The sequence below is a fragment of the Cellulomonas sp. genome (assembly GCF_017744555.1).
Lineage (GTDB): Bacteria > Actinomycetota > Actinomycetes > Actinomycetales > Cellulomonadaceae > Cellulomonas.
Genome location: NZ_JAGIBD010000006.1, coordinates 46,194 through 64,380 on the forward strand (window position 1 = coordinate 46,194; position 18,187 = coordinate 64,380).

General features: G+C 74.0%; 16 protein-coding genes. 7 read left to right on the plus strand and 9 right to left on the minus strand.

Features of this window, described 5'->3' with window-relative positions:
* The first annotated feature begins 240 nt into the window (after window positions 1-240).
* Genes J7523_RS05770 through J7523_RS05780 form a run of 3 tightly spaced genes read left to right on the plus strand, consistent with a single transcriptional unit; the run spans window position 241 to window position 4,825 of the window.
* Entirely contained in the window at window positions 241-1,242 is a 1,002-nt protein-coding gene (locus tag J7523_RS05770; RefSeq protein ID WP_291883470.1) for an AAA family ATPase, read from the plus strand.
* Window positions 1,242-2,516, plus strand: a complete 1,275-nt coding sequence (locus J7523_RS05775; protein ID WP_291883472.1) for a DUF58 domain-containing protein — start codon at window positions 1,242-1,244, stop codon at window positions 2,514-2,516. The genes J7523_RS05770 and J7523_RS05775 overlap by 1 nt, the downstream gene beginning before the upstream one ends.
* A complete protein-coding gene (locus J7523_RS05780) occupies window positions 2,513-4,825 on the plus strand; it encodes a DUF3488 and transglutaminase-like domain-containing protein (RefSeq protein ID WP_291883474.1) in 2,313 nt (770 codons plus the stop codon). Before J7523_RS05775 ends, J7523_RS05780 begins: the two co-directional genes overlap by 4 nt.
* Before the next feature lie 134 nt (window positions 4,826-4,959).
* Here J7523_RS05780 and J7523_RS05785 read toward each other — a convergent pair whose 3' ends face one another.
* Genes J7523_RS05785 through J7523_RS05795 form a run of 3 tightly spaced genes read right to left on the minus strand, consistent with a single transcriptional unit; the run spans window position 4,960 to window position 7,149 of the window.
* Window positions 4,960-5,361, minus strand: a complete 402-nt coding sequence (locus J7523_RS05785) for a DUF3040 domain-containing protein (protein ID WP_291883477.1) — start codon at window positions 5,359-5,361, stop codon at window positions 4,960-4,962.
* Window positions 5,362-5,399: 38 nt separating this feature from the next.
* Window positions 5,400-6,671 (minus strand): DNA polymerase IV, encoded by a 1,272-nt coding sequence (locus tag J7523_RS05790; RefSeq protein WP_291883480.1) that lies wholly within the window; start codon window positions 6,669-6,671, stop codon window positions 5,400-5,402.
* A 16-nt stretch (window positions 6,672-6,687) separates the two neighbouring features.
* Entirely contained in the window at window positions 6,688-7,149 is a 462-nt protein-coding gene (locus J7523_RS05795; protein WP_291883483.1) for an SAV_6107 family HEPN domain-containing protein, read from the minus strand.
* 101 nt (window positions 7,150-7,250) lie between these two features.
* Between J7523_RS05795 and J7523_RS05800 the strand changes: the two genes are divergently transcribed.
* Entirely contained in the window at window positions 7,251-8,159 is a 909-nt protein-coding gene (locus tag J7523_RS05800) for a fused MFS/spermidine synthase (protein WP_291883486.1), read from the plus strand.
* 96 nt (window positions 8,160-8,255) lie between these two features.
* Here J7523_RS05800 and J7523_RS05805 read toward each other — a convergent pair whose 3' ends face one another.
* The 5 genes from J7523_RS05805 to J7523_RS05825 form a co-directional block, all read right to left on the minus strand.
* Entirely contained in the window at window positions 8,256-8,459 is a 204-nt protein-coding gene (locus tag J7523_RS05805) for a cold-shock protein (RefSeq protein WP_203758173.1), read from the minus strand.
* Between the two features lie 260 nt (window positions 8,460-8,719).
* The gene (locus tag J7523_RS05810) at window positions 8,720-9,655 is read right to left on the minus strand and encodes a PAC2 family protein (protein WP_291883491.1); all 936 of its coding nucleotides are present in this window, start codon (window positions 9,653-9,655) and stop codon (window positions 8,720-8,722) included.
* Window positions 9,656-9,743: 88 nt separating this feature from the next.
* Window positions 9,744-10,181, minus strand: a complete 438-nt coding sequence (locus tag J7523_RS05815) for a response regulator (protein WP_291883494.1) — start codon at window positions 10,179-10,181, stop codon at window positions 9,744-9,746.
* Between the two features lie 34 nt (window positions 10,182-10,215).
* Window positions 10,216-11,778 carry an ATP-binding protein gene (locus J7523_RS05820; protein WP_291883497.1) on the minus strand — a complete coding sequence of 521 codons (1,563 nt, stop codon included), beginning with the start codon at window positions 11,776-11,778 and terminating at the stop codon, window positions 10,216-10,218.
* Window positions 11,775-12,989 (minus strand): SpoIIE family protein phosphatase, encoded by a 1,215-nt coding sequence (locus tag J7523_RS05825; protein WP_291883500.1) that lies wholly within the window; start codon window positions 12,987-12,989, stop codon window positions 11,775-11,777. The genes J7523_RS05820 and J7523_RS05825 overlap by 4 nt, the downstream gene beginning before the upstream one ends.
* 217 nt (window positions 12,990-13,206) lie before the next feature.
* Here J7523_RS05825 and J7523_RS05830 point away from each other — a divergent pair, with 217 nt between their 5' ends.
* Together J7523_RS05830 and serA are read left to right on the plus strand one after the other, a co-directional pair.
* On the plus strand, window positions 13,207-15,450 hold the full coding sequence (locus tag J7523_RS05830) for an AAA family ATPase (protein WP_291883502.1): 2,244 nt from the start codon (window positions 13,207-13,209) through the stop codon (window positions 15,448-15,450).
* 62 nt (window positions 15,451-15,512) lie between these two features.
* Window positions 15,513-16,712 carry a phosphoglycerate dehydrogenase gene (gene serA, locus J7523_RS05835; RefSeq protein ID WP_291883504.1) on the plus strand — a complete coding sequence of 400 codons (1,200 nt, stop codon included), beginning with the start codon at window positions 15,513-15,515 and terminating at the stop codon, window positions 16,710-16,712.
* 63 nt (window positions 16,713-16,775) lie between these two features.
* Here serA and J7523_RS05840 read toward each other — a convergent pair whose 3' ends face one another.
* Entirely contained in the window at window positions 16,776-16,967 is a 192-nt protein-coding gene (locus tag J7523_RS05840; protein ID WP_291883506.1) for a DUF5302 domain-containing protein, read from the minus strand.
* Between the two features lie 192 nt (window positions 16,968-17,159).
* On the opposite strand from J7523_RS05840, the gene J7523_RS05845 reads away from it, so the two are divergent.
* Window positions 17,160-18,176, plus strand: a complete 1,017-nt coding sequence (locus J7523_RS05845) for an aldo/keto reductase (RefSeq protein WP_291883509.1) — start codon at window positions 17,160-17,162, stop codon at window positions 18,174-18,176.
* Window positions 18,177-18,187 lie beyond the last annotated feature (11 nt).

Here is an 18,187-nt window from a genome sequence, read left to right on the forward strand (position 1 = left end):
TGAAACCGCAGGTCAGAGGCGGTGGAGCGAAGTGGGGGGCGGAACCGGCCCGCGGGGCGTCCTGGCGTGTCGACGTCCCGCGCAAACGGACTCGCCTGGACGAACAGGACGCTCGACCGGCACGCTGCGTGCTGCCGCAGGTCGGACGTCGTCCCGCGGTGGAGCGAAGTGGAGGGGAAGGTGGGTGCCGGGAGCCCCCCTTCCCCTTAGGCTCGTCACAGTTCCGCCAAGGGAGGCGTCATGCTGCAGGCCGTGCCGTCGTCGAGCGAGCTCGACGACGTCGTCGACATCACGACACAGATGCGGGCCGGCATCGAGTCGGTGATGACCGGACGGCCCGAGCTCGTGCGCACGACACTCGCGGTCCTGCTCGCCGAGGGTCACCTGCTGCTCGAGGACGTGCCCGGCGTCGGCAAGACGACGCTGGCCAAGGCGCTCGCGCGCACGATCGACTGCACGGTGGGCCGCATCCAGTTCACGCCGGACCTGCTCCCGAGCGACCTCACCGGCGTCAACATCTTCCGCAGCCAGACGCACGAGTTCGAGTTCCGGCCCGGACCGGTCTTCGCGCACGTCGTCATCGGCGACGAGATCAACCGCGCCTCGCCGAAGACGCAGTCGGCCCTGCTGGAGTGCATGCAGGAGGCGCAGGCCACCGTCGACGGGCAGACCTATCCCCTGCCCCGGCCGTTCCTGGTCGTCGCCACGCAGAACCCGGTCGAAATGGAGGGCACCTACCCCCTGCCGGAGGCGCAGCGCGACCGCTTCATGGCCCGGCTGACCGTCGGCTACCCGAGCGTCGACGCCGAGCTCGACATGCTCGACCTGCAGGAGACGTCGGACCCGCTCGACGCGCTCAAGCCCGTCACGGACGCCGCGACGGTCGGCACGCTGATCGACACCGCACGCCGCCTGTACGCCGCCCCGGCCGTCAAGCGGTACGTCGTCGACCTCGTGACGGCCACCCGGGAGGACCACGGCCTCCGGCTCGGGGCCTCTCCGCGCGCCGCGATCCAGCTGCTCCGGGCCGCGAAGGCCCTCGCGGCGATCGGGGGCCGCGACCACGTGCTTCCCGACGACGTCCAGCAGCTCGCCGAGCCGGTGCTCGCGCACCGTCTGCTGCCCAGCACCGAGTCGCGCCTCTCGGGGCGCAGCACCTCCGACATCGTCGGGGAGATCGTCGAGCGGATCCCGCTCCCGGTGAGCGTCGGGACGGCGCGCGCCCGTCGCGCGATCGGCTGATGCGACTTCGACCCACGACCCGGGGCTGGGGGCTCGCGTTCGCCGGCGTCGCCGTGATGCTCGTCGGCGTGTTCCTCGGGTCCGTGGACCTCGTGCGCATCGGCTCGCTCGCGCTGCTGCTCGTCGTGGGTGCCGCGATCGGCGTCGGCCTGCTCGACCCCGGACGGGGCAGGCACCGGCTGTCGATCATGCGCAGCACCACGCCGAACCCCGTGCACGCCGGTGAGGAGGCGCTCGTCGACGTCGTCATCACTGCGACCGACCAGGCCGCGCGCGTGCGGCTCGCCGGCCTGAAGTTCGCCGAGCAGGCCGCGACCGAGCTGTCCGCGGGCCGACCGCTGCGCGCCCGGGTGGCCCGCAGCGCGCAGCGCGTCACCGTCAGCTACACCGTGCAGGCCGCGCGCCGGGGTCGCTGGCCGCTGGGGCCGCTCGTCGTGACGCGCACCGACCCGTTCGGCGTCGCGCGCACGACCGCGACCCTCGGTGACCCCGCCGAGGTCGTCGTGTGGCCCGCCGTCGTCCCGCTGCCGACGCCGTCCGACGTGCTCGTCGGCGAGCCGGACCGCGTCGCCCTCGGGGCACGCACCCCGTCGACCGACGACGCCTCGCTGCGCGACTACCGCGAGGGCGACGACCTGCGGCGCGTGCACTGGGGCAGCAGCGCCCGGCGCGGTGCGCTCATGGTGCGCTCCGACGAGCGGGCCGGCATGCGCCCCGTCTCCGTCCTGCTCGACCTCCCGGCCCGCGCGGCCGCGCTGGAGTGGAGCATCTCGCTCGCGGCGTCGATGGCGCTCGCGATGCTCGACGCCGGTCACCCCGTGCGCCTCGTCGGCGGTGCTGCCCCCGACGTCGCACCCGGGTCGGCCCTCGCGCGCCGGTCCCCCGTCGGCTTCGTGCACGCCCGCACCGGCCCTGCCGTCCGCGCCGCGCTCCTGGACCGCACCGTCGACCTCGAGGCGCCGCGCACCAGCGAGCAGGCCGACGCCGAGCTCGTCTCCGCGGCGCACCTCCTCGAGACCACTGACGCGGGCGGCGAGATCGTGCTGGCCGTGCTCGGCCCGTTGGGCGGGACCGCCCGCGCCGCGCTCGCGCACGTGGCCGACACCGCGCAGGGCTGGGCGGTCGTGCGTGCCGAGGGCCCGAACCCGGCGCAGCAGCGCGAGGCCGAGCACACGGTGCACGCCCTGCAGCGGGCCGGCTGGCGCGCGTGCGTCGTGGTTCCCGGAGAGGACCTCGTCGCGTGCTGGCTCCGGCTGCTCGGGAGCGTGCGATGAACGCGCGCGCGCGGATCCCCCGTGGTCCCCGGGCGACCCTCGCGACGGGCCTGTGCGCCGTCGCGACCGGGTCGAGCCTGCTCGCGCTGACCGGGCTCATCGACGGCACCACCTGGCTCGTCCGGGCCTGGGTCGCGATCGTCCTGGTCGCCGCCGTGTGCGCAGGCGTCCGCGCCGTGACCCGCTCCTGGTGGGCCCCGACGCTCGCCGGGCTGCTCGTGTCGGTCGCGGGTCTGGTCGTCCGGTACGGCGCGCCCCCCGGACGCATCCAGGTGCTGCCCGACGTCGGCGCGTTCGAGCGGACCCTCGCGGCGGCGCACGAGGGCGTCACCGTGATCAACCAGTCGCTCGTCCCCATGCCCGGCGTCCGGCCCGCCGAGCTGCTCGTCGTGACCGGCGCGCTCCTCGTGCTGCTCCTGGCCGACCTGGTCGCCGTGGGGCTCGGCGCGCCCGCGTGGGCCGGGCTGGCGCTCGTGACGCTGTGGTTCCCCGCCGTCGTCCTCGGCTTCCCCGCGAGCGCCTGGGCGCTGGCCTGGACCGGCCTGGCCTACCTGCTCCTGCTCGCCCTCGGCGCCGCGCCGGCCTCCGCGCACAGCGACGGCGGACGACGCGTGGGCACCGCCGTCGTGTGCGCCACCGGCGTCGTCGTCGCCACGCTCGTCGCCGGGCCCGTCATCGCCGCGCTGCCTGGGTGGGCGTCGCTGCGGCTCCCCGACTTCGGCACCGGCCCGGTCGGCCCGCTGCAGCTGAGCGACAACCTCGACCTGCGCGAGAGCCTCGGCACCCGGTCCGGGCAGATCGTGCTGCGCTACACCGTGGTCGGCGCGGACGGCCAGCCGGAACCCGCGGTCGTCGAGCCGTCGCCGGGCGCGTCGGCCGACCCTGTCGACACCGTGACCGCCCGGCTCGTTGGACCGCTGCGGGCCTTCACGCTCACCTCGTTCGACGGCCAGACCTGGCAGCGCGACGACGCCGACCCGAGCGGGACGTGGGAACCCGACGAGCTCCTCACGTCCGACCCCGAGATCCGCGGCAGCGCGCCCGACGCCGCGCGCGGGACCCTCGCGACCGTGCAGGTCGAGGTCGGGTCGCTCCGCGAGCGGCACCTTCCGGTCAGCACGTTCCCGCGAACCGTCGACGTGCGGGGCGCGTGGGGGTACGACGAGAAGCGCGACGAGGTCGTCGGCCAGCGCAGCACGTTCGACGGCATGCACTACGGCATGGTGGTGGAGGTCCCCGACCTCAAGGCCGAGGACCTCGAGAACGCGGACGTCGGCGACCCGGGCGACGGCGGCGCCTCGCTCGTCGTGCCGGCGACGTCGCACGCGGGCGACATCGCCGCCCTCGCCAAGGACGTCACCGAGGACGCGACCACCCCGTACGAGCAGGCCATGGACCTGCAGTCGTACTTCCGCGCGACGACCAACTTCACGTACGACACCCGCGTCCCCCCGGCCCGCAGCTCCGACGCCGTGTGGGACTTCCTCCAGTCCCGACGCGGGTACTGCGTCCAGTTCGCCACGTCGATGGCGATGATGGCGCGCACGCTCGGCATCCCCGCGCGCGTCGGCGTCGGGTTCCTGCCCGGCGACACCAACGGCGACGGCCTCTACCTGGTCAGCGGGAAGAAGTCGCACGCGTGGCCCGAGCTCTACTTCGAGGGCTCCGGGTGGGTCCGCTTCGAGCCGACGCCGGCCGTCCAGACGGGCGCGCCGCCCATCTGGAGCGACCCGTTCACCGCCATCTCGCAGCCTGGCAGCCAGCCGTCGGAGGCCGCGCCGAGCGGCGTCGCACCGTCGGTCGCCACGACCCGGCCGAGCGGGCAGTCGTCCACCGCCACCGCCGAGTCGACCAGCGACCACTGGGTGACGATCGGGGTGGTCGTCGGGTTCGTGCTCGTCGCGAGCATCCTCGGTCTCACCGTCGCCCGGCGCCGGACCCGCACCCGGGCCGACCTCACTCCCGAGCGGGCCTGGCTCCGCGCCCGGCGCGGGCTCGCGAACCGAGGCGTCACGTGGACCGACGCGACCACCCCGCGCGGTGTGGTCGCCACCGTGCAGGACCAGGTCCGGACCGCGTCCGGAACCGCCCTCAGCGGTGCGCCCGAGGCTGCGCTCGTCGCGCTCGCGCGCACCGTCGAGCGGGAGCGGTACGCCCGTGAGCCCATCGAGTTCGACCCCGACGAGCTCGACCGGTGGGTCGACGAGCTGGTAGGCGGTGTCGAGACGCTGCTCAAGGAGCGCCAGACGGGCGGCGCGCCCGCGTCGGCCGACGCGGCGGAGCCGAGCGACCTGGTCCGCGGCGGCTGACCGCGCCGAGCGTGCCCGACCCCCGGCGCGCTCGTCGCGCGCGAGCCGCGAGTCCAGCGACCTGGTCCTTCTTCCGACCCCGGACAGCAGGCGACCGCCGGCACGTCCTCGTGCCGACGGTCGTCGACGTCAGATCAGCGGCCGCTCTCGCCGCGCCGGCGGTCCCACCGCTCCTCGAGCCGTGCCATGAACCCCGGCTTGTGGTGCCGGGAGGCGGCGGCCGGCTTGATGGCGCCGTCCGCCTGCACCGTGCCCTGCGGTCCGCGGCGGGCCGCCGCGCTGCGCGGCTTCGCGAACGCGAACGCGACTGCCGCGAACATCACGACGAACCCGATGACGCCGAGCCACGCGGTGCTGTTGGCGGCACCGAGCACGAGGACGAGCAGGCCGACGACCGCACCGGTACCCGCGAGCGCGTACCGACCGAACGACCGTCGTCCACGTTGGGTCAGCGTGTTCGCGAGCCGAGGGTCGTCAGACGTCAGCTGGCGCTCCATCTGCTCAAGTACGCGCTGCTCGTACTCGGAGAGAGGCATCCTGACCCCCGTTGCACCAAGGAAAACCCATGACGGGTTCAGGATAGATCGGAGGGAACGATGGTGGTAGTCGAAGCGGCGGGCCGACCGACCGGCGTGGCGCTCGCCCAGACCGCCGCAGCCCCGGACACGTCGCACGGCTGACCGACGGCGGGATCGACACCTCGCCACCGCGAGTCCGGGAGGTCCGACGCCTCCTCCGGCGTCGGGTCACGGACCAGGCCGGATGCCGCCGACAGCCCCTCGAGCCGGAGCCCCACGAGTCGCACCGGCTGGCCGCCGAGGTCCGCTCCCGCGAGCAGCGTCCGGGCCACGAGATTCACCTCCCGACCCACGTCGGTCGGTGTCGTGAGCGTGCGCGAACGAGTGAGCGTCCGGAGGTCGGAGGTCCGCACCGTGACGCTCACCGTGCGAGCGACCCTGCCTCGCTGACGCAGTCGCGCGGTGCACCGCTCGGCGAGCTCCAGTGCCGCGAGCTCGATCGCGCACACATCCGCCGCGCCGTCCTCGAACGTCACGTCCGCACCGACCGAGCGCTCAGCACGCTCCGGGTCGACCGGCCTCGGGTCACGTCCCCACGCCAGGTCGAACAGGTGGGACCCCGCCACCGCGCCGACGACCCGCTGGACGACCGCCAGGTCGCTGTCGGCCAGGTCGGCGACCGTGCGCACTCCACGACTCGCCAGGGCGGCCTCGGCACGCTGCCCCACACCCCCGAGCGCGCCGACCGGAAGGGCACGCAGGAAGCTGAGCGCGGCCGCCTTGGGCACCAGCAGCACCCCGTCCGGTCCCGCGAGGCTCGAGGCCAGCACCGCCACGGCCTTGGTCGACGCGATCCCCACGGAGCACGTGAGGCCGAAGTCGTCCCGCACGCGCGACCGGATGCGCGCCGCGATGTCCGACGGCGGGCCGAGCCTCCGGCGCGCTCCCCTGACGTCGAGGAACGCGGAGTCGAGGCCGACCTGCTCGACGATCGCGGTGACGTCGCGCAGGACGGCCATGACACCCACCGACACCTCGCGGTACGTCGCGGGGTCCGGAGAGACGACCACCGCCTGCGGGCAGAGCGTGAGGGCCGTCGCCACCGGCATGGGCCGATCAACGCCGAGCGCACGCGCCTCGTCGGTCGCTGCGAGCACGACACCACCGTCGGAGACGGCCACGATCATCGGCCGTCCGCGCAGCTGCGGACGGCGAGCGAGCTCGACCGAGGCGAAGAACGCGTCGAGCTCGACGTGGAGCACCGAGCAGCCGTCCTCGCCGTCGCGCTCGTCGCGCCGGGCGGCGTCCGACCGCGGTCCGCTGCTCACCGCCGCGGACGTCCCCTCATGACGCCCTCACGGTCAGCATCCGCGCGGAGCGCTCGTCGACGACGTCGGCTCGCGCGTCGAGCAGGTCGCGGGTCGCGTCGACGAAGTCCTCCGCGGCGCACACGGCTTGCTCGGCCCGCGCGGGCGAGATCGCGTCGAACCGTCCGGCGTCCACCGCCGAGCGCAGCGACGCCGCACCCGCGAAGTAGGCGGACCAGCGTGCGAGCTCGGGGGCGACGGCGTCGAGCATCTCCCAGACCGAGCGGGGTCCACGCCGACCGCTCGGGCGTCCGGTCGCGGCGACCACGGCGGCGCCTGCGCGCACCGCCGCGAGATGGGCGTGCGAGAACTGCTCCCACGCCTCGGACGAGAACTGGGCGGCGAGGAGCTCCGCGTCCGCGCGGCTGAGCAGCTCCGCGACGCGTGCGGAACCCGGCGCGCCGACGCCCGGCAGAGGTCGGTCGATCTGGTGTGCCATCGCGTGAGCTCCTTCCCGCCACTCAGTATCGAACAGGTGTTCGATGTCCGTCAACCGTCACGTGGACGCGCCCGTCGGTTGCCGCTGCGTACCGTGGGCGCATGTCCGGCCGTGACCGCAGCTCCCGACGTGCACCAGCCTCGCAGCGACCACCCACACGACGGGCGTCGTGGCCGACCGGTCCGGTACCCATCGCGACCGGAACCGTCGAGCTCGTCGCCGACCCGGACGACGCGGACGCCGTCACCGTGCTCGTCAACGGCGTGCCCAGCTCCTACCTCGACCTGGCCGACCCGACCCGGCTCGTGTTCGAGTACATGCAGCAGTTCGCCGCTGTCGTCGACCGCTTCGACATGAGCGGCGGGCCGCTCACCGTCGTCCATCTCGGCGCCGCGGGGTGCGCGTTCGCCCGCTGGGTGCACGCGACGCGTCCGGGGTCGCAGCAGATCGCCGTCGAGCTGGACACGGGCCTCCCCGAGCTCGTGCGCGGCTGGTTCGACCTGCCGCGCTCCCCCGCGCTGCGCATCCGGTCGGGCGACGCCCGGGAACAGCTCGCGGCCATGGCCGACGGGTCGGCGGACGTCGTGGTGCGCGACGTGTTCGCCGGCGACACCACCCCGGCGCACGTCCGGACGCTGGAGTTCACGCGTGACGTCGCGCGGGTGCTCCGTCCGGGCGGCCTCTACCTCGCCAACTGCGCGGACCGGCCGCCGCTCACGACGACGCGCGCCGAGGTCGCGACTCTCGCCGAGGTGTTCGCCGACGTCGCCGCGGTCGCGGAGCCTGCGCTGCTGCGCGGCCGCGGGTACGGGAACGTGGTCCTCGCGGGCACCGACGACGCCGCGGTGCTCCCGTCGGCGGCGCTGGACCGCGCGATCCGCAGCCTCCCGGCGCCCGCGCGGCTGCTGCACGGCGACGAGCTCCGTGCCTTCCGCGGCGCGACCCCGCCCTTGCTCGACCGGGCGCCGGAGACAGCGCCGGAGACCGACGCGGAGCCGGCCGACGCGTGATCGGCACGCGCACCACCCGAGAGACGCCGCAGGGCCGCACCCGGAGGTGCGGCCCTGCGTCAGAAGTGTGGTCGCGGTGCGACCGTCATCGGGAGATCAGAGCGGGCGGACGCGCTCGGCCTGCGGGCCCTTGTCGCCCTGCGTGATCTCGAACTCGACGCGCTGCCCCTCGTCGAGCGAGCGGTAGCCCTGCGTGTCGATCGCGGAGTAGTGCACGAAGACGTCGGCGCCGCCGCCGTCCTGGGCGATGAAGCCGTAGCCCTTCTCAGCGTTGAACCACTTGACAGCACCCTGTGCCATGTTCTGTTCCTTCTGTCCAACCGGTGACGGCCGCGCCTTCTGCCCGTGCCGTGCCGCAATGCCTCACGTCCTGCACCGGATGGCCCAGCCGGAACGACTGGTCGGGATCGACCGCCGAGGTCAACCCCGGGATCGGCGCCGGTCAAACGAGTACGTCACTGCAACGCTGGCATCCTTGCATGGCAGTGTGGGCCACGCCACGTTTTCGGACGCTTGTCAGAAACGCTCCCACAACGATCCGGTAAAGGTTCGGTCACAGATCAGGACGGCGTTCCGTCGTCCCCCTGCTGCGCGAGGAAACGCTCGAACTCGGCGCCCAGCTCCTCGGCCGTCGGCAGGTCGACGGACCCGGCGAGCAGGTTCGTCCGGCCGGCGTTGCGCGCGAACGCGTCGTACTGCTCCTCGAGCGCCTGCACCACCGCGCCGACCTCCTCCGAGCCCGCCACCTGGCGCTCGATCTCCCGCATCGCCTCGCCGGCCGCCTCCGTCAGGGCCGCCGACCTGAGGTCGAGGCCCGTCGCCCGCTCGACGCTGTGCAGCGCCGCGACGGTCGCCTGCGGGAACGCCGACTGCGCGAGGTAGTGCGGCACGTGCACCGCGAACCCCATCGCGTCGTGCCCCGACTGTCCGAGCCGCAGCTCCAGCAGCGCGCTCGCGCTCGCCGGGACCTGGACGGTGCCGAACCACGCGGCGTGGTCGGCGACGAGCTCGGGACGCGTCGCGTGCGCGGTCACGGACATCGGACGCGTGTGCGGGATCCCCATCGGGATGCCGTGCACGCCGACCGTCAGCGAGACGTCGAAGCGCTCGACGATCTGGCGGACGGCGGCGACATACCGCTCCCACTGCACGTCCGGCTCGACGCCGTGCAGCAGCAGGAACGGGACACCGTTCACGTCGTCGACGAGGTCGATGACGAGCTCCGGCTCCTCGTACGCGCTCCACGTGCTCGCGTCGAACGTCATCATCGGGCGGCGCGACCGGTAGTCGAGCAGCTGGTCGACGTCGAACGTCACGAGACGCGAGCTGGGCAGCTCGTCCGTGACGTGGTCGGCCAGCAGCGACCCCGCGCTGCCCGCGTCGACGAACCCGCGCACCGCGTGCACCAGCACCGGGCCCGACCCTTCCGGGGCACGGGTCTCGAGCAGCGCGGCGACCTCCGGGTCGACGTCGTAGATGTCCGAGGGGTTCAGCATGCGTGTGCGCTCACTTCCGTCCGGCGCCTGCCCTCGTCGAGCAGGTACACCGGGCCACAACGCACAGGTGGGGAGGTGTGTTCCCCCGTCAGCGGCCCGGCAGCCGCACGACCTCGACGAAGAACTCGTCGATCTGCCGGACGACGTCGATGAACCGGTCGAAGTCGACGGGCTTCGTGACGTACGCGTTGGCGTGCAGCGAGTAGCTGCGCACGACGTCCTCCTCCGCCTCGGACGTGGTGAGCACCACGACCGGGATCGAGCGCAGGCTGTCGTCCGCCTTGAGCGCCTGCAGGACCTCGCGCCCGTCCATCCGCGGCAGGTTGAGGTCGAGCAGGATCAGGTCGGGCGTCGGGGCGTCGGCGTGCTCGCCCTCCTTGCGGAGGAACTCCATGGCGCTCACGCCGTCGGCGACCACCGAGAGGCGGTTGCGGACCTTGTTGTGCTCGAAGGCCTCGCGCGTCATCAGGACGTCGCCCGGGTCGTCCTCGACCAGGAGGACGTCGATGATCTTTTCGTTCGGCACGCAGCACTCCGCTCTCGTCGCCCGGCGGGCGAGGTCAGGTCCGGTCCGGCAACGTCCAGCAGATGCTGGTCCCGTCGCCCTCCCGCTGGTCGATCCAGATCCGGCCGCCGTGGAACTCGACGATCTTCTTGCACAGCGCGAGCCCGATGCCGGTGCCCTCGTACACGTCCTTGGCGTGCAGCCGCTGGAAGATGACGAAGACGCGGTCAGCGTACTGGGCGTCGATGCCGATCCCGTTGTCGCGGCACTCGAACTGCCACGCGTCGTCGGTGCGCGCCACCGAGATGTGCACGTGGGGCGGGCGGTCCGGGTGGCGGAACTTCACGGCGTTGCCGACGAGGTTCTGGAACAGCTGGACGAGCAGCGCCGACTCGCCGCGCACCACCGGAAGCTCGTCGTGCGTGACGACCGCGTGCGCCTCGGCGATCGACTCCTCGAGGTTGTCCTCGGCCTGCGCGAGCGTCTGGCCCAGGTCGACGTCGCTCACCTCGCCGCCGACGCGCCCCACCCGGGAGAACCCGAGCAGGTCCTGGATGAGCCGCTGCATGCGCTTGGCGCCGTCCACGGCGAACTCGATGTACTGGTCGGCCCGCTCGTCGAGCTGGCCGCCGTACCGCTTCTGCAGGAGCTGGGTGAAGCTCGCCACCTTGCGCAGCGGCTCCTGCAGGTCGTGCGACGCGACGTACGCGAACTGCTCGAGGTCGCGGTTCGAGCGACGCAGCTCTTCCGCCTGCTCGGTGAGCCGGTCGTGCGCGAGCGTGATCTCGGCGCGGCTCGCCTCGACCACCTGCACCTGTCGGACGAGCGAGACGCGCATCGTCTCGACGTCCGCCGCGAGCGTCGCGATCTCGCCCGGGCCGGTCGCCTGGACGGGGTGGTCGAGCTCGCCGGACGACACCGCGCGCGCGTCCGCGGCGAGCGCGTCGACGGGTTCCACGACCCACCGCTTGAGCGCGACCCAGAGCAGGACCCCGACGGCGATCGCGGCGAGCACGAGCACCGAGACGATGGACGACGCGATACGGGTCCACCGGTCGAGGTCCGCGACACCGGCGGCCCGCAGCTCCCGCAGGTGGTCGAGGTACGCGGTGGCGGCGGTGCGCGTCTCGTCGAAGAGCCGCTTGCCCCTCTCGACCTGGTCCGGCTGCACCGACTCGTGCCCCTGCGACTCGATCTGGGCGATCAGCGGCGCCGCGAACTCCGTCTCCCACCGCTCGGCGGCCTCCGCGGCCGCCCGGGACGTGCGGGCGAGCTCCTCGTCGTCGGCGGCGCTCGCGACGCCCTCGGCGAGGGCCGCGAAGTCGACGCCCTCCTCGCGTGCCCGCTCGTACGGCTCGAGCGTGACCGGGTCGCCCGTCAAGGCGTACCCCCGGACGGCGGTCTCCGCGTCGACGAGCCGGATGTACGCGCCGTTCGCCTGGGTGATCGCGTCGAAGTACTCGAGCGTCACGGTGTGCTGGACGTCCACGAGGTGGGCGAAGACGAGACCGGTCGCGGTGAGGACGAGACCGAGCACGACGCCCGCCGTGACGAGGAGGGCCCGCAGGCGCCCGCGCAGCGTCGAGGTCTGCCGCACGAGCGGCCCGGGAGCGCTCACGCGCGCCACCCCACGACGACGACGGCGGCGTCGTCGACGAGGTCGCCGCCGTGCAGCACGCGCACGTCGTGCAGCACCCGGTCGACGAGGCCGTCCGCCTCCGTCTCGCCGTCGGCGGCCAGCGCCGCGTCCACGAGCGCGAGCAGCCCCGCCTTGCCGAGCCGCTCGGTGCCGCCGTGGACGGTCGCCTCGAGGACGCCGTCGGTGTAGAGCAGGATCCGCCACCGGTCGCCGAGCGACAGACGCTGCGGCGCCCAGCCGCCGGGGACGGGGATGCCGAGCGCGCGCCCCCGCCGCTGCGTCGGCAGCAGCGTGGACGGGCTGCCGAGCAGCAGCGGCACCGGGTGCCCGGCGAGGTACAGGTCCGCGGACGCACGGTCGGGGGCGACCGCGAGCATCGAGACCGTCGTGAAGATCCACGGGTGCGCACGTTCCGTGCCCAGGACGCGCTCGAGCAGCGGCAGGATCTCGTCGGCCGGGACGTCGGCCAGCACGAGCGTGCGCCAGGCCGTCCTCAGCGTCGCGCCGAGCGCCGCCTCGTCAGGTCCGTGCCCGCACACGTCGCCGACCATCACGAGGACCGTGCCGTCCGGCCGTTCGACGACGTCGTAGAAGTCGCCGCCCAGGAGGCCGTCCCGCCCCGCGCGGTAGCCCACGCCGACCTGGAGCCCCGCGTCGCGGACCGACGGCGTGGGCAGCAGGGCGCGCTCCAGCCGGTTCGTCTCCTCCGCCCTGACCATGCTGCGGTAGAGCTCGCGACCTGCGTGCTCGAGCTGGCGCCGCTGCACGGCGTAGCGCACCGAACGGCCGAGCAGCTCACCGTCGACCTCACCCTTGACCAGGTAGTCCTGCGCACCCGCGGCGACCGCTGCCAGGCCGGCATCGGCACCCGAGAGGCCGGTCAGCACGACGACGGCGGGCGCGCCCGCGGCCAGCAGGCGCTCCAGCGCGCCGATCCCCATCGCGTCCGGGAGGCCGAGGTCCAGCAGCACGCAGTCGACGTCGAGGTGGTCGAGCGCCTCGTCGAGCGTGCGGGCCCACACGAGGTCCGCGACGAGTCCGGCGTCGGCCAGGTGCTCGCGGACCAGGAGCGCGTCCCCGTCGTCGTCCTCGACGAGCAGGAGCCGGATCGCCGCGTCGCCGGCGCGGGCGGACGGCGCGTCCGGCACGGCGCGACGCTGCTCGCCGGCCTCGGTCGGTGATGGGGGCACGGATGTCCTCTCGGGTGCTGACTGGCAGTGAGCGTAAGGGGCGACGCCGTCTCCCGCGCACCGGTGGGGACGCGCCACCCGGACGGATGCGTGCGTCGGCGTCCGCGGAGGCGGATAATGGACGGCCGCTCGCGCGCCCGTGCCGTCCCCCGACCGTCCGGACGCCGCGCGGCAGGACGTCGACGCCGGGCCCCACCGGCGGACAGGAGAACGCGCAGTGGCAGGGATCGACAGCGAGCTCGCCGGCGAGCAGGAGGCCGTGGACGAGCGCTACGCCCGCCTCGACGCGCTCCGCGCGGCGACGCGCGAGCGGCTCGCGCACGTCCGCCGGACCGGGCCGTCGGGGTCGCCGCAGAACCGCAGCGAGCGCGACGCGTTCGCGACGCTGTACGAGGACCGCGTGGCGCAGCTCGAGGCCGTCGAGGAGCGGCTCGTGTTCGGGCGGCTCGACCTCGAGGGCGGGTCCAGGCGGTACATCGGCCGGCTCGGCCTGACGGACGAGGAGCAGACCCAGCTCCTCACGGACTGGCGTGCGCCGGCCGCGCAGGCGTTCTACCGGGCGACCGCAGCGCACCCGGACGGCGTCGTGCTGCGCCGGCACGTCGTCACCCACGGCCGCACCGTCACAGGCGTCGAGGACGAGGTGCTCGACCTCGACCTGCTCGAGGACGAGGGCGACGCCCGGCTGTCGGGCCTCTCGGGCGAGGGCGCCCTGCTCGCGGGGCTCGCCGCCGGCCGCACGGGCCGCATGGGTGACATCGTCGCGACCATCCAGGCCGAGCAGGACGCGATCATCCGGTCCGAGCTCGGCGGCGCGCTCGTCGTCCAGGGCGGTCCGGGCACCGGCAAGACGGCCGTCGCGCTGCACCGTGCCGCGTACCTGCTCTACGCCCACCGGCGGCTCCTGGAGCGCTCGGGCGTGCTGCTCGTCGGTCCGAGCCGCACGTTCCTGCGGTACATCGACCAGGTGCTGCCGTCCCTCGGCGAGACCGGCGTCGTCACCAGCACGATCGCCGAGCTGTTTCCCGGCATCGTCGCGACCGCCGACGAGGACGAGGCCGTCGCCGAGCTCAAGGGCCGCGCCCTCATGGCCGACGTCGTGGCGCGCGCGGTGCACGACCGTCAGCGGGTGCCCGCGCAGCCCACCCGCATCCGGGTCGACGGGCGCACCGTCGTCGTCCGGCCGCAGGACGTCGCCCAGGCGATCGCCCGGGCCCGGCGCAACCACAAGCCGCACAACCTCGCGCGCGTCGGCTTCGTGCGTGACATGCTCGCGCGTCTCGCGGACCAGTACGTGAGCCAGCTGCAGTTCGAGGTGCCGGCCGACGAGCGGGGCGAGATCGTCGAGGAGCTGCGGACCACCCGTGAGGTGCGCATCGCGCTCAACCTCGCGTGGATGCCGCTGACCCCCGAGAAGCTGATCTCCGACCTGTGGTCCAAGCCGGCGCGCCTGGAGTCGGCCGCCCGGGGCCTGTCCCCCGCGCAGCGCGCGATGCTCGAGCGGCCCGCGGACGCGCCGTGGACCCCCGCCGACGTCCCGCTGCTCGACGAGGCCGCCGAGCTGCTCGGCGAGGACGACCAGGCCGCCCGGGCGCAGGCACGCGCCGCCGCCGAGCGCCGGCAGTCCGAGCTGGAGTACGCCCGGCAGGTGCTCGCGTCGACCGGCAGCGGCGCCCTCGTGTCGGCCGAGATGCTCGCCGACCGGTTCGCGTCGTCCGGCCCGAGCCTCACGACAGCCGAGCGCGCCGCCGCCGACCGGACGTGGACGTACGGGCACGTCGTCGTCGACGAGGCACAGGAGCTGTCCGCCATGGCGTGGCGGAGCCTGCTGCGCCGCGTCCCGACCCGCTCGCTCACGATCGTCGGGGACGTCGCGCAGACGACCGCCGCCGCGGGTGCCCGCGACTGGGCGCGCATGCTCGACCCGGTGATGCGCTCGACCTGGCGGCTGTCGGAGCTCACGGTCAACTACCGGACGCCCGCCGCCGTGGCCGACGCCGCGCGGCGTGTGGCCGTCGCGGCCGGGCTCCCCGTGAGCCCGCTCACGTCGGCTCGCGAGGTGCCCGACGCGCTCGTCGTCGAGGAGGTGCCCGCCGACGGGCTGGCCGTCGCGGCGACCAGGCGGGCCGAGAAGTCGGCGACCGAGGTGCGGGACGCCACGGGCGCCGGCCGCGTGGCGCTCATCGCCCCCGCCGCGCGCATCGCCGGGCTCGCGCAGGTGCTCGCCGACGCGGGGGTCCAGGCCGTCGTCGGCTCCACGTCGTCCGCCGCCGACCTCGACGCGACGCTCGTCCTGCTGACACCGAAGGAGGCCAAGGGGCTCGAGTTCGACGTCGTCGTGCTCGTGGAGCCCGCGGAGGTGCTCGCCGCGAGCGCCGGCGACCTGTATGTCGCGATGACCCGACCCACGCGCAGCCTGCACGTGCTCCACTCGGCGCCGCTGCCCGCCGGTCTGGCCTGAGACGGCTGTCCGAGGGCCGGACCGTCCTGGGTTCCGGCCCAGGAGGGGCGCACCATAGGGACGTGCTGAAAGCCCTCTTGCTGGAGAACCTCCACCCCCAGGCCCGCGAGATCCTCGAGACCGCCGGGTTCGACGTGACGACCCGCACGGGCGCGCTCGACGAGTCCGAGCTCATCGAGGCGCTCGACGGGGTGCACCTCCTCGGCATCCGCTCCAAGACGCACGTCACGTCCCACGTGCTCGAGAACGCGCCCGACCTCGTGGCGATCGGCGCGTACTGCATCGGCACCAACCAGATCGACCTCGCGACCGCCGCGTCGCGCGGTGTGGCCACGTTCAACGCGCCGTTCTCGAACACGCGCTCCGTGGTCGAGATCGCGATCGCCGACATCATCGCGCTCACGCGCCGGCTCACCGAGTTCGACAAGGCGATGCACGACGGCGTCTGGAACAAGTCGGCGACCGGTGCGCACGAGGTCCGCGGGCGCACGCTCGGCATCATCGGGTACGGCAACATCGGCACCCAGCTGTCGGTGCTCGCGGAGAACCTCGGCATGTCCGTCGTGTTCTACGACACCGCGGAGAAGCTCGCGCTCGGCAACGCCCGTCGCATGCACACGCTCGACGAGCTGCTCGAGACGGCCGACGTCGTGACGCTGCACGTCGACGGCCGCAGCGGCAACGCGGGCCTGTTCGGCGCGAAGCAGATCGCCCGCATGCGCCCCGGCTCGGTGCTGCTCAACCTGTCGCGCGGGTTCGTCGTGGACCCGGCCGCGGTGCGCGACGCGATCGTCTCGGGCCACCTCAGCGGTGCCGCGATCGACGTCTTCCCGGTCGAGCCGAAGCGCAAGGGCGACCCGTTCGAGTCCCCGCTGCGCGGCCTCCCGAACGTCATCCTCACGCCGCACACCGGCGGCTCGACCGAGGAGGCGCAGGAGGCGATCGGCCAGTTCGTGTCGCAGAAGGTGCGCGACTACCTGGCGACCGGCTCGACGACGCTGTCGGTCAACGTGCCCAACGTGGCGCTCGACCAGCCGCCGGGCGTGCACCGCCTCGCCTACCTGCACCGCAACGTGCCGGGCGTCCTCGCCGCGGTCAACGCGACGCTCGCGGAGCACGGCGTCAACATCGAGGGCCAGCTCCTCGCGACGCACGGCGAGCTCGGCTACGTGGTCACGGACGCCGGGTCGCCGGTCGACGCCGCCGTGGTCGAGGCACTGTCGTCGCGGCCCGAGTCGGTCCGGCTGCGCCTGCTGTCCTGACCGCCTGACACGCGGAACGCCCCCTGCCTCGGTGCGAGGCAGGGGGCGTTCGTCGTCGTGAGGTCAGGCGGACCCGCTCTTGCGCTGGAACCGGCGCTGGGCCGGACCCGAGGTCTCGGACCCGTGCACCTGACCGGTGTTCACGGAACCGTCGGCGGTCCGGTGCTGCGTGGACTTCTTGCGCTCCAGCGCCTCCCGGAACTTCGCCTTCGTGTCCTCGGTCACCGCCCCGGCGGTGCTCTCGTCGTTCGCCATGGGCGTCTCCTCCTGTGGGGTGCTCGGTGCTGAGGGCGTCGTCGGCCCCGACGGCCAGCCTGACCGACGCGGCGCGAGGGCGCCAGGGGAATGCTCCCACCCGCGGACGGGTCCTCGGACCACCGGCTCGGCGCGGGCGGCCGTCGACTGGCGCGTCCCGTCCGCGACGGTCCGGCCGGGTACGGTCGCCCGGTGAGCACACTGCCCCACCGACGGTCGCCGTCCGGGCTGTCGCTGCCCGTCGTGTCCTTCGGGCTCTGGCAGAACTTCGGCTCGGGGACGTCGTTCGACGACCAGCGGCGCCTCGTGCTGCACGCCGTGGACCGCGGTGTCGTGCACCTCGACCTCGCGAACAACTACGGACCCCCGCCGTTCGCGGCGGAGGAGTCCATGGGCCGGTTGCTGGGTCGCGAGCTGCGTGGCCGCCGCGACGAGCTGCTGCTGACGACGAAGGCGGGCTACCGGGCGTGGCCAGGGCCGTACGGCGAGTTCGGGTCCGCGAAGTACCTGCGGGCATCGCTCGACGAGTCGCTGCGGCGGCTCGGCGTGGACACGGTCGACGTGTTCTACAGCCACCGCTTCGACGGCGCGACGCCGCTCGAGGAGACCGTGGGGGCGCTCGCGCAGGCCGTGCGGTCCGGCAAGGCGCGGCAGGTCGGGATCTCGTCGTACTCCGCCGAGCGGACCGTCGAGGCGTTGCGGGTCGCCGACCGGGTCGGGGTCCCGCTCGTCGTGCATCAGGTCGCGTACTCGCTGCTCAACCGCTGGGTCGAGCGACCGGGACCGGACGGGCGGTCCCTGCTCGACGTCGCCGCGCAGGCCGGGATGGCCGTCGTCGCGTTCTCGCCGCTCGGCCAGGGCATGCTCACCGGACGCTACCTGGCGGGCGTGCCTGCCGACTCGCGCGCCGCTCGCGGTGGGCCGTTGCGACCGGAGTGGCTGACCGACGAGGTGCTCGGGCACGTGCGAGCACTCGACGCGATCGCCCGCGGGGGCGGCCGGACGCTGCCCCGTCTCGCTCTCGCCTGGGTCCTGCGCGACGCCCGCATCACGTCCGTGCTCGTGGGAGCGCGGACGGTCGAGCAGCTCGACGAGAGCCTCGCCGTCGCCTCCGACCCGCCGCTGTCCGCCGACGAGCTCCGCGCGATCGAGCCGCACGCCGTCGAGGCGGGCATCAACCTGTGGGGGCCGCGGTCGAGCGACCGGTGACCGCGGCCCCG